Raw genomic sequence first — 20495 nt, 5'->3', positions numbered from 1 at the left:
GTGGAGCGCCCAAACCAGCGGGCGGGCCGCAAAACGCAAATCCTATGACGGAGTTTCCAATGCTGTCCCAACTTCTGGCAAGCTTACGCGCCCGTCTCTTGACCACGTCAACATTGGCGCAAGAGACATCCCGCGACGGCCAATCCCTTATCAACAACTTCTCTCAAAGCACTGTCGTCGATGACACGCCGGCTTTTGTTCTGGCAAATGACTTCTCGCGCCTGCTGAATTTTGGCGAGATCGTCACCAATAACGCTGTCGCGGCTGTTCTGGCGCAAGGTCAGGATGTTGATGTCTTCAACTTCCGCTCGGGCCGGATCGAGGCCAACAACGGTCCAGACGTGCTGGCCACGGGTGTTCAGGTCACCGGCAGCGCCTCGATCCGCAACTTCGGTGAGATCGCGGGTGAGTTCAACGGCGTGCAATTTGCAGGCGCAGCCAGCTCGGGCAGTCTCGACAACTTCCGCGGTGGCGTCATCAGCTCGGACAGCCGCGCGGTCGACATTCAGGGTCAGGGCATCGATGTGCGCAATTTTGGTGACATCATCGGCACCGGCGATCAGCGCAATGGCACGATCTATACCAACAGCACCGCCGAAGATGTTTCGATCTCGAATTTCACAGGCGGCGCCATTGATGCCGGTGAAGATAATCAGGGCGCGGGTATTTCGCTGCAGATCGGTGATGAGATCGGTGACCGCGTCGAAACCGACGTTTTCAACGGTTTCGGGGCAACCATCCAGGGCCGAGGTCAGGCCGCGTCGAACACCGCGCTGGCCGGTGATGGCATCCGCATCAACAATGGCGCGGAAGGCACCATTCTGGACACCGAGATTGTCAACAGCGGCCTGATCTCGACCGAGAGCAATCAGGGCACCGCCGCCGGTATCCGCATCGCGGATGGTGCGTACACCGAAGGAGAAATCCTGAACACTTCAACCGGTGTGATCGAAGGCCCGCGTAATGGTCTGTATATCGGTAACGGTGAACACGATCTTGACGTGCTGAACTTTGGTACCATCCAGTCGGGTAGTCGCGCGGTGAATATCGACGGCTCAGGCGTCGATCTGATCAATGGCGGTGACATTCTGGGCACAGGTGATCAGCGCAACGGGACTGTCTATGCCGACGATACGGCACGCGATTACTCGATCAGCAACCTTGCAACGGGCAGAATCGATGCGGGTGAGCACAACGACGGCGCTGGCATCTCGCTGTCGCTGGCCGAGGGTGGCAATGGCGAAGTTGAGATCACCAACGATGGCATCATCGCAGGACGTGGTAACGCAGGCGCGGGTCTCGGCACAGCCGGAGACGGTATCCGTCTGGAAGGCGCACGTCTTGAAGGTGGCGGCTTTGGCCCTGCCCTGTTCACCGGCACAATCACCAACACTGGTACGGTGTCCTCCGAAGGCGCAAACAACACTGTTGGCGCGTTCCGGGCTGTAAACGGCGTCAGTTTCCAAGGCCAGTTGGTCAACGAGGAAACCGGTCTGTTTGCTGGCGTTCAGAACGGTGTGTACTTCGGCACCGGTGATCACGCAGGCGGGTCTTTCGTCAACCGTGGCACCGTGACCTCGGACAGCCGGGCGCTGAACATTGACGGTGACGGGCTTGAGGTCGTGAACGAAGGCGACATCCTTGGCACAGGCAATCAGCGCAACGGCGCGGTCTATGCCGATGGCACGGCCGACAATTACAGTTTCACCAACACCGGTCTCGTTGATGCGGGCGAAGGCAATAACGGCTCCGCCGTTTCGCTGCAAACCGGTGATGTGTCGGGCGATGTGGTCTCGGCAGTTGTTGTGAACGAAGGTGCCTTTCAGGGGCGCGGCGACGCGGTCGAAGGCAATCAGGTCGGGGACGGCCTGCGCCTGTTCACCAATCAGGACGATGCTTCGTTTGCTGGTGTGGTTGTCAACGAAGGTCTGATCGCCGGGTCCGAAGGCTCGGACGCCGCCGCAGGTATTCGCGTGGATGGCGGTCTGAACCTTCTGGGCGCAATCCTGAACGAAGGTGAAATCCGTGGCACGGTCAACGCAATCGACGCCTCGGATGCGGGCGACGTGACCATCGTCAATGACGACGAAGGCGTGATCAACGGCAATGTTCTTCTGGGCGACGGCGACGACATCTTTGTCGATCTGGGGACCACCAATGGTGATATCGACGGTGGTGCAGGCGATGACGTACTAATCGCAGGTGAAGCCGACAACGTTCTGACCGGTGGCCTGGGAGATGACTTTATCGACGGTGGCGACGGGATCGACACAGCCGATTTCTCGGACCTGGATGTTGGGGTTGAAGTCCGTCTGGACGCCAACGGCAACGGTACTGCAACGCGTGACACCGGCTTCAGTGTCTCGATCACCGACGCGATAGTCGCTACGCCGGATCAGTTTGGATCGGCCATCGCCGACGGTGCAGCCTTTGTGGATCAGGCCGTTCAAGGCAACCTGTACTACAACATCCACACCGCTGACTTCCCTAGCGGGGAAATTCGCGGACAGCTGCTGGTTGACAGCGATGTGACCGAGCATGGCATCCGTACGGTGACCCTCAGCGGTGCCTTGGATGCTTCGCAGGAACCGGGCCCGACCTCGGATAGCGAAGCAACAGGGGACGCCTCGGTCGTCATCACTCAGAACCTGAACACAGGTGTGGTCACCTATTCCAGTGAACTGAGCGTGACCGGTCTGAACGAGGCTGACCTGAACACCCCAATCCCGGGGGTTGTCTCGGCCATCCACCTGCACAACGCTCCGGCGGGTGCGAACGGTCCGGTGGTTCAGGACAGCTTGGTGGACGCTGGCGCCACACTGGACGTGGATGCGGTCGGTGGAACGGGCGTGGTCGTTCTGGATGTCATCGACAACCAACTCGAGACGGATGTGCTGCGTTCGATCGAAAACGTCGTCGGGTCGGATGATGGCGACGTGATTGTTGGCAGCGATTTGTCCAACGTGCTGAACGGTGGCGCGGGCGCTGATCTGATCTCGGGTGAGGGCGGCGATGACATCCTCATCGGCGGCGCCGGGGCCGACACTTTCACTTTCGGGGCAAACTTCGGAAACGACGTGATCCAGGATTTTGAGGTTGGTCTGGACCAGCTGCAATTCGGTGATTTCGGCCCGGATTTCGGTGGTGCGGTGAGTGTCGCGCAGGATGGCAACGATGCCGTGATTTCATTCGGTAGCGAAGGTTCGGTTCGTCTGGCAGGCGTCGACAGCACCGACCTGACCGAAGACGACTTCGTTGCATAATCGAGCAGCAGCGGGGCGGCCTCTGGTCGCCCCGTTTTTCAACTAGGAAAGGGCCAAGACATGTCCCAGAATGCCAATCCCGTCAAATCCGCCTGGGGGTCGCTGCGCAAAGGCTTTGTTGCGGTCGCGGTCTTCAGTCTGTTTCTTAACCTTCTGATGCTGGCCGGACCGTTGTACATGCTGCAGGTCTATGATCGCGTGTTGACCAGCCAGAATGCCGATACTCTGATCGCCCTGTCGCTCTTGCTGGCCGGGGTTTTCGTCGTGATTGCCTGCCTTGACCTGATGCGGATGCGCATCCTTGGCCGCTTGGCCGCCCGGTTCGAGCTGAGCGTCGGCGCCCCCGTTCTTGGCGCTGCCATGCGCCGCCGGGTCCAGGGTGAAAGCGAGGCTGGCGAAAATCTGGTCGAAGACGTGAACGGCTTTCGCGAGTTTATCTCAGGTAACACTCTGACCGCATTCTTCGATGCGCCCTGGATGCCGATTTACTTGTTGGTGCTGTATGTTCTGCACCCGTTTCTGGGCCTACTCGGTCTGGCCGGAGCTGCCACCCTGACCATCATGGCGCTGATCAACAACGCCCGCGCCCGCAATCCGATGCAACAGGCGTCACATGCTCGGGGGCGCTCGGACGCGCTGTTCAAAACCAGCGACAACAACGCCGAGCTGGTTCACGCGCTGGGTATGAAAGACGATCTGGTACGTCGATGGACGGCACTGCAGGCGGACGCGCATCAGCACAAGACCCGTACTGCAGATCGGATCGCCAGCTTTTCAGTGATGTCCAAAACCATCCGCATGGGTTTGCAATCTGCTGCTCTTGGCCTTGGGGCCGCGCTTGCAATCACCGGAGAGTCCACTGCCGGCGTGATGATCGCCGCAACCATCGTTCTGGCTCGTGCTCTGGCTCCGATTGATCAGTTGATTGGCCAGTGGCGTACGTTTCTGGCCGCGCGCGGCTCGTACAGCAAGATCAAACAACTGACTGAGGATTTTGCAGAGGCACCAGCCAACCTGCATCTGCCGCGTGCATTCAAGTCGCTGGATGTTCGCATCGCGCAGGCGGCCCCTCCGCGTGCGCTGAATGCCACTCTCCGTGGAATTGATTTCAACCTGAAAGCCGGGGATGTTCTGGCCGTGATCGGCCAAAGCGGGTCGGGCAAGACCACTCTGGGCAAAATGCTGGCCGGTATCTGGCATCCTCAACGGGGCGAGGTTCTGCTGGACGGCAGCCCGATGTCGAAATGGAATGCCGAGGATCTGGGCAAGCAGATCGGTTACCTGCCTCAGGACGTAGAGCTGTTCGATGGCACCATTCGCAAAAACATCGGCCGGTTCTCAAATGCAATTGATGACGCTGAAATCCTGCGCGCTGCCCGAGAAGCCGGGGTGCATGAGCTGATCAGTGGCCTACCCGACGGGTATGAAACCCGCATCGGGCAGGGGTTCTTTTTGTCCGGCGGTCAGCGTCAGAGGTTGGCTCTGGCCCGGGCGCTGTATGGCGATCCGTTTGTATTGGTTTTGGACGAACCCAACTCGGACCTGGATGCCGAGGGCGAACAGGCCCTGCGCGATGCCTTGCTGGCCATCCAGGACCGGGGCGCGATTGCGATCGTCATGACCCATCGCCCGGCCACCTTGCAGGCTGCCAACAAGGTGCTGGTTCTGCGCAATGGCGGTCAGGCTCAGTTTGGCGACAAACAGGACGTGTTGAAGGTGAACAGCCGCAACGTGTTGCAGACACCCCCACGCCGGGAAACCGAAACTCAGATCGCAGGAGCAGCGCAATGACGGACCTGATAAACTACACATCTTCCCGCAACGCGGTTGGTTTCCATGAGGCGCAGTTGAAGGAGATCACCGATACGTCATCCAGCATTGGGCGGTATGTGCTGTTCGGGTTGTTCACTCTGGCGGTGTTCGTCGGTGGCAGTGCCTATTGGGCCTTCGCCTCGAAACTGGACGGGGCCGTGGTCGCACCTGCCTCGTTCGTCGTCGAAGGCGACCGCAAGACTGTCGAGCATCTGGACGGCGGCATCATCCAGTCCATTCTGGTGACAGACGGGCAATTCGTCGAGGCGGGGCAGCCTTTGGTACAACTCGACAGCACCGAGATCGACGTAGACCTTAGCGTTCAGGGCAGCCAGTTGGGAGAGCTTTCGGTCGGCCGTGCCCGCCTGTTGGCGCAGATGAGCGGACAGGCCGCGTTTAACGAAGACACCGCGTTGGCCGGGTTTCGCGAAGGCATGGAGCGTTTGCACTGGGTGTCCCCATACCTGACCCAGAAACAACTGTTCGACGCCGAAGCCCGCGCGCGGCGCACCGAAGCACAGATCAATGCGCAACGGATCACCGGTCTGCGCAACCAGATCGCGGGTTTGAACGAGCAGCGAAAGGCAACGCAAAACCAGATGGATATCACGCAAGTCGAACTGACGAACCTGCAATCGTTGCTGGCCAAGGGTCTGGTCGCCGTCACACGGGTCAGTGCACGGCAGATCGAATTGGAACGGCTTGGCGGCGTTGACGCCTCGTTACGCACGCAGATTGCGCAGGCCGAAGATCAGGTGCAGGAACTGGAGCTGTCGCTGCTCAGCCAACAAAAACTGCGCGATGAGGCCATTGCTGGGGAACTGGCCGTGGTTGAAGCCCAGCTTGATCTGGTCCGCCCGCAATTTGCAGGAATTCAAGCCCGGCTGAAGCGAGCGCAGGTTCTGGCACCCACCAGTGGGCGTGTGGTGAACCTTGGCGTATCGACGACAGGCGGCGTTATCCGTCCGGGTGAGCCGATCATGGATATCGTTCCCGCCGATCAGTCGTTGATCGTTGAGGCGCGGGTCAATACAGGTGACATCGACAAGCTGCGGGTTGGTCAGTCTACTCGCATCCGTTTGTCGGCCTTCGCGCAAGCGCATGTGCCCGAGGCAAGTGGTCGGATATTCGATATCTCAGCAGATGCGCTAGAGGATGAACGCTCGGGTGAGCCTTACTACAAGGCGCGGGTCAAGCTGGATGCCGAGCAACCGCAGGACGTTGCTGCGTTGGAGTTGGTGCCCGGCATGCCTGCCGATCTGTTCGTAAATACCGGCGAACGTGCTGTGTTCACTTATCTGTCGCAACCGATCAGCGACCGGCTGGCCAGAACGTTCATCGAATGACCTCGGGCGCTTATGCCTAATAATTAGGCGCGAACGCTTAGTTTGATGGAAAATTCGTCAGTGCGGATTTACATCCCGCATCTGCAGATTTCTACTTCGGGGGCAATGAACGATGCCGCTGCCCCCACCCTGCCGCTTTTGGTGTTTTCCGATCTGGATGGCACTTTATTGGATCACCACGACTACGGCTGGGACGCGGCCAGACCCGGCCTTGCACTTCTGACAGAACTGGATGCAGGTCTGGTTTTGGCCAGCAGCAAAACTGCAGCGGAAATCCAGCCGTTGCAGCGGGACATGGGCCTGACCCATATGCCCGCCATCGTCGAAAACGGGGCTGGGGTACTTTGGCCTGGCAAGTCCAATAGTGATGATGACGATGCGTATTTGCGCCTTCGGAACATTCTAAGGTCTCTGCCGAAAGGTTTCGTCGGGTTTGGCGATCTGACCGCCCAGGAAGTGGCGCAAAAAACGGGTTTGAGTCTTGTACAAGCTGCCCTTGCCAAACAACGCAATTTCAGTGAGCCGGGGCTGTGGACTGGTTCGGAAACCAGTTTGCAGACGTTCCTTTCTGCCGCTGCGAGCGCAGGTCTATTTGCTCGGCAGGGTGGGAGGTTTCTGACCCTATCCTTCGGCAAGACCAAAGCCGACGCGATGATGGACATTGTCGAACATCTGAAACCTGTGCGCACCATTGCTTTGGGTGATGCGCCCAATGACAGCGAAATGATCTGTGCAGCGGATCAGGGTGCGATCATCGCCAATACGGACGGCCCCTCCATCCCTCCCTTCCCGCCCGAAATCGAGGCGCGAATTCTCAGAACAACTCAGAGCGGCCCACGCGGTTGGTCCGAAGCGATCCTGACGCTGACAGCAGGGCTCTGATACAAAAAGGCACAAGACATGGCAGATTTTCATCAGAACGGTAACATCACCACCCTACACAACCTGCGCAGCAGACCCGCGGGGCAACTGGCGCATGAGATCTCGGTCTTTGCGGAAACCCGCAGGATCACCCTGATCCTTCCCTGCCTGTATTCCGAACTGGAAGGTCCCGCATTGGCGGGCATTCTGAAGGAGTTAAAGCCGGTTCCCTATCTTCACCGCATCATCATCGGCCTGGATCAGGCAGATGAAGCGCAATATCGCCACGCCCGCGCGTTTTTTGCCAGTCTGCCGCAAAACCACGCGGTGATCTGGAATGACAGCCCGCGCCTGACCCAGCTTGAAGCACACCTGCGCGAGATGGGATTGGCCCCGCAGGAACCCGGCAAGGGCAAGAATGTCTGGTCCTGCATCGGGTACCTGCTGGCCTGCGCCGACAGTTCGGTGATGGCGATCCATGATTGCGATATCGTGACCTATGACCGGCAGATGCTGGACCGGCTGGTCTATCCGGTCGTCAACCCGACCTTTCCATTCCAGATGGCCAAAGGGTTCTATCCCCGCGTTGGCGAGGGCAAGCTGAATGGCCGTGTAACGCGCTTGCTTGTCAGCCCGCTGTTGATTGCCTTGAAGAAGGTGATCGGAGACCGGGACTACCTCGATTACCTGCGCAGCTTCCGCTATCCGTTGTCAGGCGAGTTCGCCATCCGCACCCCCACCCTGCCCGACCTGCGCATCCCTTCGGACTGGGGGTTAGAGATCGGTGTTCTGTCCGAGGCCTGGCGCAATCTGGCTCCGAAATCGGTCTGTCAGGTCGAAATCGCCGACAATTATGACCACAAGCATCAGGACCTGTCGCCCGAGGATGCCAACCGTGGCCTATCCCGCATGTCCACCGATATCTGCAAGGCGATTTTCCGCAAACTGGCCGCCGATGGCACGGTGTTCACACCCAACACGTTCCGCACACTCAAGGCCACTTACTACCGATCCGCGCTGGACCTGTTGGAGGGCTACTATACCGACGCCAAGATGAACGGTCTGGAATTGGACCGCCACAAGGAAGAAAAGTCCATCGAGCTGTTTGCTGAGAACATCATCCGCGCGGGTCAGGTTTTCCTCGATAACCCGCACGAGACGCCGTTCATCCCGACTTGGAACCGTGTCCATTCGGCAGATCCTGAGTTCCTGTTGCGCCTAAAGGCGGCGGTGTCCGAAGATTTAAAGGAGTTCACACCCGGTTCGTGATCCAGCGGCACTGATATGGCGCCAGCACAATATCCGGGCCGTTGGTCGCAAGGATTTCTCCGGTCAGCGCATCGGTCCAGACCTCCTCGGCGATCATATTGATCTCGGCGGGACTGACATGCACCGGGTCGGCTGACACATTATGCAGCGCAAAGATCGACTGGCTCCGGTCCAGGCTCTGCCGCCAGATGCCAAAGACGTGGTCGTCCAGCCGCAGCGTGAATTGCGTGGCGTTCGGGTGGAACGCCGGTTGTTGTGCCCGCAGGCGCAAACGGCGCGAAAGCTCCGACAACACCAGCGCCTGGTTAGACCCCGGATCGGCCAGTCGTGCCAGCAGATCGGGATAATGCCATCGGTGCCGGTTGATCGCCCGGTTCATGCCGCGCCGTTCCACGGCCTCGTGATCGTTGGGCGTGGCCAGCAGGGAGTGAATGTAAAAGGCCGGTATCCCCTCCAACGACATGACGATGGTTTGCGAGCAGATGAACCGGGCCAGATGGTATTGATCCGGGCCGTCGAACGTTTCGGCCATCGCCTCAAAATACCCGCAGTTTAGTTCATAGGGTTCTTCTCGCCCGTCCGGCAGCGCCCGCATGGACACCAGCCCGCCAATCCGGCGCACGGTATCGATCATGCGCTCTTTTTCTTCGGGGGGTAGCACCCCTTCGGCGGGGCGCATCCCGATGCCGTCATGGCTGGCCGTGAAATTCAGATAGGCACAGCCCAACTGGGCGGGCGGCATCGCGGCCTGCCATTCGCGTAAATATCGCGCTGTACCAGACTGCATCGCGTGCAGGATCAGCGGTGGCAGAGGGAAGTTGTAAACCGCGTGCGCCTCATTCCTGTTGCCGAAATAACTGAGGTTTTCAGTGCGCGGCACGTTGGTTTCGGTCAGCAGAACCAGCGTTTCCGTGGTGTAGTCGCACAACAGCCGCAGCAGTTGCACTATGGCATGGGTTTGCGGAAGGTGGATGCAATTGGTGCCAATCTCTTTCCACACAAAGGCCACTGCGTCCAGCCGCAGGATCCGCACCCCCTTGTCGATATGGAGGCGGATGATCCGCAGCATCTCAACCAACACTTCAGGGTTCGAGAAATCTAGATCCACCTGATCGTGGCTGAAGGTGCACCAGACGTATTTTTCGCCCTGATTGGTGTCGACCTGCCGCAACAGGGGCGTGGTGCGCGGGCGCACGACCTGAGACAGATCATCCTCGGGCGAGGCTTCAAAAAAGAACCGGTCGTGCGGAGATTTCCCCTGCAGGAAACTGGTGAACCATGCACCCTGGCTTGAGACATGGTTCAACACCAGATCGGACATCAGGTGAAAATCCCCGGCGATCCGGGTGATATCCGTCCAGTCCCCCAATTGCGGGCTGACGGTATAGTAGTCGGATACCGCAAACCCGTCATCCGAAGTGAACGGAAAGAACGGCAGGATGTGTACACCGTTTACCACACCGCTCAGGTGCCGGATCAGGAAATCATGAAGCAGGTCCAATGGCTTGTGGGCCTGATCCTCGATCGAGTTGCCATAGGTGATCAGGACGCTGTCTTTCTCCGACCACAGTTTGTTGCCTGGCTTACGCCCCTGTTTGCGCCGATGCGTCCCCTCGGGCCAGAAGGCCTGCATGATCTGGCGGGCCAGTTCAGCTTGATCATGATCGGGGTAAACCTGAACTAGCAGATCGTTCAGTCGTCGGGAAAAGCTGGTGTTCGCACTGGTCAAGGGTCACAGGGCCTTCGCTGTATCCGCCTGATGGTTTTCCAGAACGGTCCCCCTGTCAAACATCAACTGTTTAATCGGCCTTTCTTTAGGCATACGCCCGCGCGCCTGCCCAAATCTTGATCAGACCCCATAGCGAGCCATGAACATGTCCACCGCTTGCAGCGCGATGGTGTCGATCTCCGATTGGCTGAAATTGGTCTGGATACCCAAAGCGGCTTTGGTCCAAATCCGCACCTTGCAGAGTTCCGAAAACTGCTCGGCGGCAATCTGAAGGTCTTCAATTGCCAGTTCGCCCTTTTTCACTGCCTTTTCCAAGTATTCAACCATATGCCGCTGGCCGTTCTGCGGCCCGGCTTCGAAAAATACCGTCCCGAGTTCCGGGAATCTGTCCCGTTCGGCCACACAGATCCGGAACACCTGTTGCGAGAAATCAGACACCAGAAAAGCGGTCAGTTGAGTTGCTGTAATCGTCAGAACTTCGCGCGCGGGTTTGGAATCATCGATCATCGAGATGACGTTTTCGGCCATCCGTTTACACTCGGTCTGCGCGACCTCCATGAACAACAGCCGTTTGTCGGGGAAATAACTATAGAGCGTTGCCTTGGACACACCGGCAGCGCGCGCGATGTCATCGACGCTTGCGCCTTCGAACCCATCCGCCATGAAAACCTCTCGGGCACCACGCAAAACCTGATCGAATTTGCGACCCGTACGAAGGATGGCGGCTGTCTCTGTCATGGGCTCTCCTTGGTTAGATGATCCCCTAAAACTATAAACCGTTCGGTTCAGATACAACGATTCGCGTGAATCCCCTGCCTGCGACGTGGTGAAATCCGTTCATTTTCGCGTCAGGACCTAGTGCTTGCTGGTTGCGTCGGCTAAAGGCTTGTCGCTCCGTCAAACAATGCTAACACTCTCGCCATGGTCGATATCTTTCTACGCACGCTTCCGTTTTTCGCGATAATCGGCCTGGGGTACTGGGCCGGGCGCAGCCGGTTTTTCACCGAGGAAGCAACGGCCTACCTGACCAAATTCGTGTTTTTCTTTGCGCTGTCGGCAATGCTGTTCCGCTTTGCCGCCACCCTGCCCTTTGCCGAGATTTTCAACGGCCGCCTTGTCCTAGGTTATCTGCTGGGCACCGTCGTGGTCTATGTGCTGGCAACACTTGTGGCGTGGATACGCGGGCTCGACATCCCCACCGCCGCCGTCGAAGCTCAATGCGCCGCCATCGGCAATGTCGGCTTTCTGGGCCTACCGATGCTGGCCCTGTTGTTGTCCGAAGCCGCCATCGGGCCGGTAATGCTGGTCCTGACGGTTGATCTGGTGGTGTTTTCGTCCCTGATCGTCATTTTGATCAATGCCGGGCGCGACGGGCGGCTGACGCCCGCGACCCTGCGACTGATCGGGCTGGGACTGCTTAAGAACCCGATGATCGTGTCGATTTCCGCTGGCATGTTGTGGTCGGCATTTCAGGTGCCGGTTCCGGGGCCGCTGAACGACTTTCTGACCATTCTGGGCGGGGCCGCCACGCCGGGAGCACTGTTTGCCATAGGGGCCTCGCTGGCTTCCAAGTCAGCCGAACGCGTTCAGGTCGCAGCCTGGCTAAGCTTTTGCAAACTGGTCATCCACCCGATCTGTGTTGCTGTGGCGTTACTGTGGGTGATTCCGGTCGCCGCGTTCCCGGCTACGGTGGCCATTGCCGCCGCCGCTCTGCCGGTGGCGGGGAATGTATATATGCTGGCAGCCCATTACGGCGTGGCCCCACACCGGGCATCGGCGGCCATCCTGCTGTCCACAGCGGCCAGTATCCTGACCGTACCGGTTGTGATTGCCTGGGTCGCAACACTCTGAGCTTCATCTTTTAAAAAATACTCTCGCCGAAGGCGCGCGGCCTTTACGCCGCGTCCTTGGAGGGTTAGCCATATCGCGACCCAAAGCTAAGGACCCTGCCAGATGGAAACCCTTTCGGAAAACGCCTGTTTCGGTGGCGTTCAGGGCGTTTACCGCCATACCTCCGCAGCCTGCCAATGCGACATGACTTTTGGCCTGTTTCTTCCCGCCGAGGCCAAAGACGGCCCGGTTCCGGTGCTGTGGTACCTGTCCGGCCTGACCTGCACCCATGAAAACGCCATGACCAAGGCGGGCGCTCAGGCCTGGGCGGCCGAACAAGGCATTGCCGTTGTGTTCCCAGACACCTCGCCCCGCGGCGAGGGCGTGGCCGATCACGACGATTACGATCTGGGCCAGGGCGCGGGGTTCTATGTGAACGCAACGCAATCCCCCTGGGCGCCGCATTTCAACATGTGGGATTATGTGGCCGAAGAACTAACGGCTTTGCTGGCTGAAAACTTTGCCATCGACATGGACCGTCAGGCCATCACCGGCCACTCGATGGGCGGTCACGGCGCGCTGACGCTGGCGATGAACCTGCCGGGGCGGTTCCGGTCGGTTTCCGCCTTTGCGCCGATCTCGAACCCGACCGGTTCGGATTGGGGCCGCAAACAGCTGAGCGCCTATCTGGGTGAGGATGAGGCCACATGGGCCAAGCACGACGCCTCGGTTCTAATGAATGAAAAAGGATTCGATGGCCCGATCCTGATCGACACAGGCAGCAATGATCAGTTCATCGACTTGCTACGCCCCGAGGCGCTGGCGCAGGCCATTGCCAAGCGCCGTCAGCAGGCAACCTACCGCCTGCAGCCCGGTTACGATCACTCCTATTTCTTTGTTTCCACCTTCATGGAAGATCACATCACCTTCCACGCCGAAGCGCTGTACGGAGACTGAGGTATGAGCAATTTCGACTATGACCTGATCATCATCGGGTCCGGTCCGTCTGGGCGGGCGGCAGCGATTCAAGCGGGCAAATTGAAACGTCGGGTACTGGTGATCGACCGCAAGGACCGGTTCGGTGGCGTGTCGGTGCATACCGGTACCATCCCCTCGAAGACGCTGCGCGAAACGGTACTGAACCTGTCCGGCTGGCGCGAGCGCAGCTTTTACGGTCGCTCGTACCGGGTCAAGGATCAGATCCGGGCCGAGGACCTCAAGGCGCGTCTGCACATGACGCTGGATCACGAGGTCGATGTACTTGAGCATCAGTTCAACCGCAACCACGTGGAAACCCTCAACGGTCTGGCCAAATTCACCGGCCCGCATGAGGTCGAGGTCGCCACGGATGCGGGCGAAACCACGCGCCTGACGGCGGCCAAATTCCTGATCGCGACCGGAACCAAAACCTATCGCCCGGACTATGTGCCCTTCAACGGTAAGACGATCGTAGATGGGGATGAGTTCCTTGAGATGGCCGAAATCCCCCGCTCGCTGGTGGTGATCGGGGCCGGGGTGATCGGCGTCGAATATGCCACCATGTTCTCGGCGCTGGATGTGCGGGTGACGCTGATCGAGCCGCGCGACACGTTTCTGGATTTCATCGACAGCCGTCTGATCCATGATTTCACCCATCAGATCCGCGAAAATGGTGTTGATCTGCGGCTGGGCTCTGCGGTCGAAAAGATCGAGGATGCGGGTGCCCATGTCGAACTCACGCTGGAAAATGGCCGCCATGTCCGGGCTGAGATGCTGTTGTTCGCGGCAGGCCGGATGGGTGCGACGTCCAAGCTGAACCTGGATGCCGTTGGGCTGGAAACCGATCACCGCAACCGGATCAAGGTGGATCATAAAACCTATCAGACCGCCGTGCCACATATCTATGCAACCGGCGATGTCATCGGACACCCGTCGCTGGCCTCGACATCGCTGCAGCAAGGCCGTGTGGCCGCCTGTCATGCGCTGGACACGCCGACCCTGCCCGAAAGCCCGTGGTATCCTTATGGCATCTACTCGGTGCCCGAGATCTCCACCTGCGGCATGTCCGAGGAAGAACTGCAGGAACGCGGTATTCCCTATGAGGTCGGCGTGGCGCGGTTCCGTGAAACCTCGCGCGGGCACATCATGGGGCTAGAGCATGGGATGCTTAAGATGCTGTTCTCGCTGAAAACCCGCCGGGTGCTTGGCGTGCAAATCGTCGGCGAAGGCGCCACCGAACTGATCCACATCGCACAGGCGGTGCTGAACCTGAAAGGTACGGTGGATTACTTCGTGCAGAATACCTTCAACTATCCGACGCTGGCCGAAGCCTACAAAATCGCGGGTCTGGACGCGTTCAATCGGATGCCTATCCCTGAAGAGTTCAAGGTGCGCAAGAAATCCGCTGAGCCTGCAAAGAAACAGGTCAAGAAGGCGTGACAACGCTTTATGTCGATGGCGATGCCTGCCCGGTCAAAGCCGAGGCCGAACGGGTGGCAACCCGGCACAAGGTGCCGATGGCGCTGGTCTCGAACGGCGGGCTGCGGCCATCGGCGAACCCTCTGGTACAGGTCGTCATCGTGGCGGAAGGCGCGGACGAGGCGGATAAGTGGATTGCCGAACGCTGCGAGCCCGGTGATGTGGTGGTGACCTCGGACATCCCCTTGGCCGCGAAATGCGTCGAGGCCGGGGCGCGGGTGCTACGCCCAAATGGTGAGGCGTTCACAGCAGCCAATATCGGCCAGCAACTGGCGATGCGCGACCTGATGGCCGATCTGCGGGCGGCTAATCCGTTAGGGGCTGGCGGCGGTGGCAAACCTTTTGGCAAGGCGGACCGATCCCGGTTCTTGGATTCTCTGGAGCGGGAATTGAGGGCAGCCCTGCGGGGCTAACTCTCCCGCACGTCGGCGATGCATTATAGGTGCGTCTTCTCCGGTTGGGCCGGGCAGCGCTGCGCGCTGCGGTTCCGCCCTTGTATGTTCGGGCGGGGATTGGTTCAGTCGGCGTAAACTGAGATTAATTTAACAGGTGCACATCATGCCGATTGAAGCCGTGATTTTTGACATTGGGAACGTTCTGATCGAATGGCAGCCCGAACGCTACTACGACAAGGTGATCGGCGAAGACCGCCGCCGCGCCATGTTCTCTGAGGTCGATCTGCACGGGATGAACGATCTGGTGGATCAGGGACATCATTTCACCGACACCATCTATGACTGGGCCGAGAAATACCCCGAATGGCGCGACGAGATTCGCATGTGGCATGACAAGTGGATTGAGCTGGCCGCGCCCGAGATTCCGCATTCTGTTCGTCTGCAGCGGGCCTTGCGCGCCAAGAAAATACCGGTTTTTGCGTTGACCAATTTCGGGGTACAGAATTTCGACTATGCCACCACGGTCTACCCGTTTCTGAGCGAGTTCGACCGGCAGTACGTTTCGGGCCGTATGAAGGCGGTCAAACCGCATGTTCCGATCTATGAGATGGTCGAGGCTGATTGCGGAGTAGCGCCCGAGGCTTTGCTGTTTGCGGATGACCGGATCGACAATATCGAAACGGCACGTGCACGCGGGTGGCAGACGCATCACTTTACCGATCCGCAGGGCTGGGCGGACCGGCTGGTGGCCGAGGGTCTGCTGTCTGAGGACGAGGCGAGGTAGATCAGGCAGGCACTGCGGAGGGAGTACGGTTCTCGCGAATGGGTAGATGGACGATGGCGCTGAAGGCGCCTACGGCCACACCAATCCACCAGACCATCGTGTAGTCGCCGTAGACGTCATACATACGACCACCCAGCCAGACACCAAGGAAGCCTCCGATCTGGTGGCTGAGAAAGATAAAGCCGTAGAGCGTGCCCATGTAGCGCAGCCCATAGAGATGTGCGACGAGGCCCGAGGTCAGTGGCACCGTGGCAAGCCAGAGTGAGCCCATGACGATCGAAAACACGATGACCGACATCGGGGTGATCGGCATGATGATGAAGACCGCCGCCGCCAAAGTGCGACCGGTATAGATGGCCGCCAGCAAGTATTTCTTGGGGAAATGGTTGCCTGCCCAACCCGCCAGAAGCGTACCGCCGATATTTGCGAGCCCTACCAGCGAGATGGCCACCGCCCCAAGGGCCGAAGTGGTTGTGATGCCCAGCGAATGCAGGACGCCACCGGGCTGGATCGGGCCGCACATCTCGGTCACGAAGGCGGGAAAATGCGCGGTGATGAAGGCCAATTGATAGCCGCAGCTGAAAAAGCCCAAAAAGATCATGGCGTAAGACGGATCGCGGAAGGCGCGGCCTAGGATTTGGCTCATGCTCTCTTCCAGTTCCGCTTTGCTGACCGGCTGAGGCGCGCGCATGAAGGGCAGTGTCAGCACAAGCGCGAGGACCGCGGCGGCGAAGACGATGAAAACCTGTTGCCACGGCAAGAAGCTCAGCAGCCACTCGGCTGTCGGAGCACCGATCACCTGACCGAAACTGCCTGCCGCCGTGACAATGGCCAGTGACATCGAGCGGTTCTTGTCGGACGACGCGCGACCGACCACCGCCAGCACCACGCCGAACCCAGTGCCTGCGATACCGAAGCCCACAAGCCAGGCATACATCTGGTGCCCGAAGGGTGTGATCGACCAGGCCGACAGCACCATGCCTGCCGCGTAGGTCAGCGCCCCAAGGATGATCGCCTTGCGGTCCCCAACCTTTTCGGCAATCGCGGCAAAGATCGGTTGTCCGATCCCCCAGGCGAGGTTTTGGATGGCGATGGCCAGCGAGAAGTCAGTTCGCAGCCAACCAAACTCACTGGCAATCGGGATCTGGAACACCCCGAATGAGGCGCGCACGGCGAAACTGACCATGATGATAATACAACCAACGATCAGGATCGGGTTCAGCAGGCGGGCGGATTGCGGCATTCGGACCTCGGGTATTTGGCTGGGCGAGAATTAGCGGTTTTGCACACAGCGTCAAATCAGCAGATTTGCGGTTTCAGTTAAGGAAAATTGATGCGTCGACAAAATGGCTGCTTTTCAAGCCTTAAAGGGGGCGCTATGGCTCGGCTTCATGACGGATTTAGTTTCGCTTTATAACGACCGCATTGCCGAGGGCATTCTGACACGGGATGACGCGCAAGAGGCCGTGCTGCCGCATTTCGAGCGCATCCGCGCAGCCCTTGCTGCTCCGGTCAAGCGGGGGCTGTTTCGCAAGGCCCCTCCGCCGCCGAAAGGATTATATCTGTGGGGTGGCGTCGGGCGCGGCAAGTCGATGCTGATGGATATGTTTGTCGATGCGCTGGGGGATATCCCCGCGAGGCGGGTGCATTTCCATGCGTTCATGCAGGAAATCCACGCGGGAATGCACAAAGCCCGTCAGGACGGTGTCGAGGATGCGCTTGCCCCGGTGGCGCAGGAGGTTGTGAAGACGGTCAAGCTGCTGGCTTTTGATGAGATGCAGATCACCGACATCACCGATGCGATGATCGTGGGGCGGTTGTTTGACCTGTTGTATGAGGGCGGGGTTGTGGTCGTGACGACTTCGAACCGGCATCCCGATGATCTTTACAAGGACGGGCTGAACCGTCAGCTGTTTCTGCCCTTCATAGCCCATATCAAGGAACAGTTGCAGGTGTGGGAGCTGGTCTCACCCACAGATTACCGTCAGAACAGGCTTGAGGGAGCGCCGGTCTATTTTGCGCCTATCGGTCCGGAAGCGAGGCAGAGCGTTCGCAGTGTTTGGAACGACTTGTCGGGTGGCAATGCCGAGCCGTTGATCCTACAGGTCAAAGGTCGCGCGGTTGAATTGCCGGCTTTTCGCAACGGGGTTGCGCGGGCGTCGTTTTATGATTTGTGCGGGCGGATGCTGGGACCTGCGGATTACCTGGCGATTGCCGAGGAACTGAAGGTTCTGGTTCTGGAAGACATTCCACGCCTGTCGCGCAACAACTTCAACGAAGCCAAACGGTTCGTGACCCTGATCGATGCGCTGTATGAAGCGAAGGTGCGTCTGATTTGTTCCGCCGCTGCTGAGCCCGAGATGCTGTACGTCGAGGGCGAAGGAACGTTTGAATTTGAACGCACCGCTTCGCGCCTTCGGGAAATGCAGGATCAGGATTGGGGGAAATAGGGGGCTCTGCCACCGCCGCGCTTTACGCGCCTCCCTCGGGATGTTTTTGGACAGATGAAGCTTTGCGGGCTAATTTCAGCCGTTTTCGCGCAGAATGTTACCGGCCAGGTAAAGCGAGCCGCAAATCAGCACGCGGGCCTGCGGGTTTTCCGCAATGATTTTCATCAATGCATCTGAGACACTATCGGCGGTGGTCGCAGGCAGATTGACCCTGCCCGCAGCGGCGGCGGTGTCTTCGGCGCTGAGCGTGGCGGCCTCTCCGGGGATAGAGACGGCAGTCAGGCTTTGGGCACGTTTCGCCAGCGGAGCTAGATAGCCGGTGACGTCCTTGGTGTTTAGCATACCGCAGATCATATGTGTCGGGCGGTTGGGTAGCTTGGCCAGAACATCGGCCAAGGCGATCCCGGCAGCGGCGTTGTGGCCGCCATCCAACCACAGTTCAGCCTGCGGGGCTGCCTCAATCAGAGGCCCGGTTTTCAAGCGTTGCATCCGCGCGGGCCACTCGGCCTTGGTCACGGCGGCCTCATAGGCGTCATCACCCATATTCAGGTGGCGCAGAACGGCTAGCGCGGCGCCTGCGTTCTGAATCTGGTGTGCACCCAACAGGTTCGGCAGTGGCAGATCGCGCAGGCCGGTTTCGTCCTGATAGATCAGGCGTCCGTTTTCCTCGTGCACGTGCCAGTGCTGGCCGTGAATCAGCAGCGGAGCCCCAAGACGCGCGGCGGTGTATTCGATGACCTCCAGCGCTTGGTCCTGTTGCGGGCCGACGATGCAGGGCACGCCGGGTTTGATAATGCCCGCCTTTTCGGCAGCGATTTTGCCAAGCGTGTCGCCCAGAAACTGTTCGTGGTCGATCGACACTGGCGTGATCACCGTGACTGCGGGTTCATGAACGACATTGGTGGCATCCAGACGGCCGCCAAGTCCGACTTCAAGCAGAGTGTAATCCGCCTGCGCCCGGGCAAAGGCCAGCAGGGCGGCACAGGTTGTGATCTCGAAATAGGTTATGTTTTCGTCGTTGTTCGCGGCATAGCATTCATCCAGAACCGCCGTCAGGTCAGTCTCGGAGATCAACTCTCCGGCCAGTCTGATGCGTTCGTGAAACCGCGCCAGATGCGGCGAGGTATAGGCGTGGGCCGACAGCCCTGCCCCCTCAAGCCCGGCGCGGATCATGGCCTGGGTCGAGCCTTTGCCGTTTGTGCCAGCGATGTGGATCACCGGCGGTAGTTTGGTCTGCGGGTTGTCCAGCGCGGCCAGCAGGCGCCAGACACGATCCAAGGTCAGGTCAATGATCTTGGGGTGCAGCGCCATCATCCGATCAAGGATGACGTCAGATGTCTGGCCGGTCATTTCTCGCTCGCGTCCTCAGCCGGTTCTTCGGCAGGGGTTTCTTCGGGCTCTGGCGCAGGCAGGTCGCCTTTCACCGCCGGAGGCTGGTTCATCAGCATACGGGTGATGGTGATCAGTTCCTCACGCATCTCGGTGCGTTTGGTGACGCGGTCCAGCATTCCGTGGTCCAGCAGATATTCGGCGCGCTGGAACCCTTCGGGCAGTTTTTCACGGATGGTCTGTTCGATCACGCGCGGCCCGGCAAAGCAGATCAGCGCGTTGGGTTCCGAAATATGTACGTCGCCCAGCATCGCATAAGATGCAGTCACGCCCCCGGTGGTCGGGTGGGTCAGCACGACGATGTAAGGCAGGTTCGCCTCTTTCAGCATCTCGACGGCCACTGTGGTCCGCGGCATCTGCATCAGGCTGAGGATACCTTCCTGCATCCGCGCACCGCCCGCAGCCGAAAACAGGATCAGCGGGCGCTTGAGTTTCACCGCTTCTTGCGCGGCGGCGATGATGGCATTGCCGACATACATACCCATCGACCCGCCCATGAACGAAAAATCCTGCGCTGCGGCAACAATTGGCGTGCGGCCAATTTCACCAGCGGCGACAAGCATCGCCTCTTTCTCACCGGTCTTTTTCTGCGCGGCTTTCATGCGATCGGGGTATTTCTTCTGATCGCGGAACTGCAGCGGGTCATCTTTCGGCGCTGGTACCTCAACCTCGGTGAAAATTCCACCGTCAAACAGGTGCTTGAACCGGTCGCGCGGGGTGATCGCCATGTGGTGACCGCATTGGGTGCAAACGTTCTGGTTTTCCGCCAACTCGCGGTGGAACAGCATCGTGCCGCATTCGTCGCACTTGTGCCAAAGGTTTTCGGGCACTTCCCGGCGCGAGAAGATCGAGTTGATCCGGGGGCGGACGTAGTTTGTGATCCAGTTCATGTCGGAACCTTGTTATGCGG

Annotated in this window: 16 protein-coding genes; 11 read left to right on the top strand and 5 right to left on the bottom strand. The window is 59.3% G+C overall.

What is annotated here, in order from left to right; translation table 11 throughout:
- The first annotated feature begins 59 nt into the window (after nucleotides 1–59).
- Genes GOW98_RS07110 through GOW98_RS07090 form a run of 5 tightly spaced genes read left to right on the top strand, consistent with a single transcriptional unit; the run spans nucleotide 60 to nucleotide 8551 of the window.
- Nucleotides 60–3263 (top strand): beta strand repeat-containing protein, encoded by a 3204-nt coding sequence (locus GOW98_RS07110; protein ID WP_170330401.1) that lies wholly within the window; start codon nucleotides 60–62, stop codon nucleotides 3261–3263.
- Between the two features lie 60 nt (nucleotides 3264–3323).
- On the top strand, nucleotides 3324–5054 hold the full coding sequence (locus GOW98_RS07105; RefSeq protein ID WP_170330399.1) for a type I secretion system permease/ATPase: 1731 nt from the start codon (nucleotides 3324–3326) through the stop codon (nucleotides 5052–5054).
- A complete protein-coding gene (locus GOW98_RS07100) occupies nucleotides 5051–6421 on the top strand; it encodes an HlyD family type I secretion periplasmic adaptor subunit (RefSeq protein WP_170330397.1) in 1371 nt (456 codons plus the stop codon). Before GOW98_RS07105 ends, GOW98_RS07100 begins: the two co-directional genes overlap by 4 nt.
- A gap of 45 nt (nucleotides 6422–6466) precedes the next feature.
- Nucleotides 6467–7303, top strand: coding sequence for an HAD-IIB family hydrolase (locus GOW98_RS07095; protein WP_254437929.1), 837 nt, complete (start codon nucleotides 6467–6469; stop codon nucleotides 7301–7303).
- An 18-nt stretch (nucleotides 7304–7321) separates the two neighbouring features.
- A complete protein-coding gene (locus GOW98_RS07090; protein ID WP_170330396.1) occupies nucleotides 7322–8551 on the top strand; it encodes a glycosyl transferase in 1230 nt (409 codons plus the stop codon).
- Here GOW98_RS07090 and GOW98_RS07085 read toward each other — a convergent pair.
- Nucleotides 8535–10280: a sugar phosphorylase gene (locus GOW98_RS07085; RefSeq protein ID WP_254437928.1), complete on the bottom strand. Its 1746-nt coding sequence runs from the start codon at nucleotides 10278–10280 to the stop codon at nucleotides 8535–8537. The two genes, GOW98_RS07090 and GOW98_RS07085, sit on opposite strands and share 17 nt — an antisense overlap.
- A gap of 120 nt (nucleotides 10281–10400) precedes the next feature.
- On the bottom strand, nucleotides 10401–11018 hold the full coding sequence (locus GOW98_RS07080) for a TetR/AcrR family transcriptional regulator (protein ID WP_170330394.1): 618 nt from the start codon (nucleotides 11016–11018) through the stop codon (nucleotides 10401–10403).
- A gap of 183 nt (nucleotides 11019–11201) precedes the next feature.
- On the opposite strand from GOW98_RS07080, the gene GOW98_RS07075 reads away from it, so the two are divergent.
- The 5 genes from GOW98_RS07075 (at nucleotide 11202) to GOW98_RS07055 (ending at nucleotide 15746) form a co-directional block, all read left to right on the top strand.
- Complete coding sequence (locus GOW98_RS07075; protein ID WP_170330392.1) at nucleotides 11202–12131, top strand: AEC family transporter; 930 nt, start codon at nucleotides 11202–11204, stop codon at nucleotides 12129–12131.
- Between the two features lie 102 nt (nucleotides 12132–12233).
- Complete coding sequence (gene fghA / locus GOW98_RS07070) at nucleotides 12234–13067, top strand: S-formylglutathione hydrolase (RefSeq protein ID WP_170330390.1); 834 nt, start codon at nucleotides 12234–12236, stop codon at nucleotides 13065–13067.
- 3 nt (nucleotides 13068–13070) lie between these two features.
- Complete coding sequence (gene sthA / locus GOW98_RS07065; RefSeq protein WP_170330387.1) at nucleotides 13071–14528, top strand: Si-specific NAD(P)(+) transhydrogenase; 1458 nt, start codon at nucleotides 13071–13073, stop codon at nucleotides 14526–14528.
- Entirely contained in the window at nucleotides 14525–14980 is a 456-nt protein-coding gene (locus GOW98_RS07060) for a YaiI/YqxD family protein (protein ID WP_170330385.1), read from the top strand. The genes sthA and GOW98_RS07060 overlap by 4 nt, the downstream gene beginning before the upstream one ends.
- A gap of 145 nt (nucleotides 14981–15125) precedes the next feature.
- Nucleotides 15126–15746: an HAD family hydrolase gene (locus GOW98_RS07055; protein WP_170330383.1), complete on the top strand. Its 621-nt coding sequence runs from the start codon at nucleotides 15126–15128 to the stop codon at nucleotides 15744–15746.
- A gap of 1 nt (nucleotide 15747) precedes the next feature.
- Here GOW98_RS07055 and GOW98_RS07050 read toward each other — a convergent pair whose 3' ends face one another.
- Complete coding sequence (locus tag GOW98_RS07050) at nucleotides 15748–16989, bottom strand: MFS transporter (RefSeq protein WP_170330382.1); 1242 nt, start codon at nucleotides 16987–16989, stop codon at nucleotides 15748–15750.
- 148 nt (nucleotides 16990–17137) lie between these two features.
- Between GOW98_RS07050 and zapE the strand changes: the two genes are divergently transcribed.
- Nucleotides 17138–18196 carry a cell division protein ZapE gene (zapE, locus tag GOW98_RS07045; RefSeq protein ID WP_170330380.1) on the top strand — a complete coding sequence of 353 codons (1059 nt, stop codon included), beginning with the start codon at nucleotides 17138–17140 and terminating at the stop codon, nucleotides 18194–18196.
- Nucleotides 18197–18271: 75 nt separating this feature from the next.
- Here the strand turns inward: zapE and GOW98_RS07040 are convergent, their stop codons facing one another.
- Both GOW98_RS07040 and accD read right to left on the bottom strand, forming a co-directional pair.
- Nucleotides 18272–19546 carry a bifunctional folylpolyglutamate synthase/dihydrofolate synthase gene (locus GOW98_RS07040; protein ID WP_170330378.1) on the bottom strand — a complete coding sequence of 425 codons (1275 nt, stop codon included), beginning with the start codon at nucleotides 19544–19546 and terminating at the stop codon, nucleotides 18272–18274.
- Nucleotides 19543–20475, bottom strand: a complete 933-nt coding sequence (gene accD, locus GOW98_RS07035; protein WP_170330375.1) for an acetyl-CoA carboxylase, carboxyltransferase subunit beta — start codon at nucleotides 20473–20475, stop codon at nucleotides 19543–19545. Before accD ends, GOW98_RS07040 begins: the two co-directional genes overlap by 4 nt.
- Between the last annotated feature and the right edge of the window lie 20 nt (nucleotides 20476–20495).

The organism is Ruegeria arenilitoris (assembly GCF_013032445.1).
Classification (GTDB): Bacteria; Pseudomonadota; Alphaproteobacteria; order Rhodobacterales; family Rhodobacteraceae; genus Ruegeria; species Ruegeria arenilitoris_F.
This window is presented reverse-complemented; position numbering and strand designations above follow the sequence as displayed.

Excerpts from the sequence above, each read along its gene's own strand:
- GOW98_RS07105 (WP_170330399.1), top strand. The coding sequence starts at position 3,324 with ATGTCCCAGAATGCCAATCCCGTCAAATCCGCCTGGGGGTCGCTGCGC.
- GOW98_RS07095 (WP_254437929.1), top strand. The coding sequence starts at position 6,467 with ATGGAAAATTCGTCAGTGCGGATTTACATCCCGCATCTGCAGATTTCT.
- GOW98_RS07090 (WP_170330396.1), top strand. The coding sequence starts at position 7,322 with ATGGCAGATTTTCATCAGAACGGTAACATCACCACCCTACACAACCTG.
- GOW98_RS07075 (WP_170330392.1), top strand. The coding sequence starts at position 11,202 with ATGGTCGATATCTTTCTACGCACGCTTCCGTTTTTCGCGATAATCGGC.
- zapE (WP_170330380.1), top strand. The coding sequence starts at position 17,138 with ATGACGGATTTAGTTTCGCTTTATAACGACCGCATTGCCGAGGGCATT.
- accD (WP_170330375.1), bottom strand. The coding sequence starts at position 20,475 with ATGAACTGGATCACAAACTACGTCCGCCCCCGGATCAACTCGATCTTC.
- GOW98_RS07080 (WP_170330394.1), bottom strand. The coding sequence starts at position 11,018 with ATGACAGAGACAGCCGCCATCCTTCGTACGGGTCGCAAATTCGATCAG.
- GOW98_RS07040 (WP_170330378.1), bottom strand. The coding sequence starts at position 19,546 with ATGACCGGCCAGACATCTGACGTCATCCTTGATCGGATGATGGCGCTG.
- sthA (WP_170330387.1), top strand. The coding sequence starts at position 13,071 with ATGAGCAATTTCGACTATGACCTGATCATCATCGGGTCCGGTCCGTCT.
- fghA (WP_170330390.1), top strand. The coding sequence starts at position 12,234 with ATGGAAACCCTTTCGGAAAACGCCTGTTTCGGTGGCGTTCAGGGCGTT.
- GOW98_RS07100 (WP_170330397.1), top strand. The coding sequence starts at position 5,051 with ATGACGGACCTGATAAACTACACATCTTCCCGCAACGCGGTTGGTTTC.
- GOW98_RS07110 (WP_170330401.1), top strand. The coding sequence starts at position 60 with ATGCTGTCCCAACTTCTGGCAAGCTTACGCGCCCGTCTCTTGACCACG.
- GOW98_RS07055 (WP_170330383.1), top strand. The coding sequence starts at position 15,126 with ATGCCGATTGAAGCCGTGATTTTTGACATTGGGAACGTTCTGATCGAA.
- GOW98_RS07050 (WP_170330382.1), bottom strand. The coding sequence starts at position 16,989 with ATGCCGCAATCCGCCCGCCTGCTGAACCCGATCCTGATCGTTGGTTGT.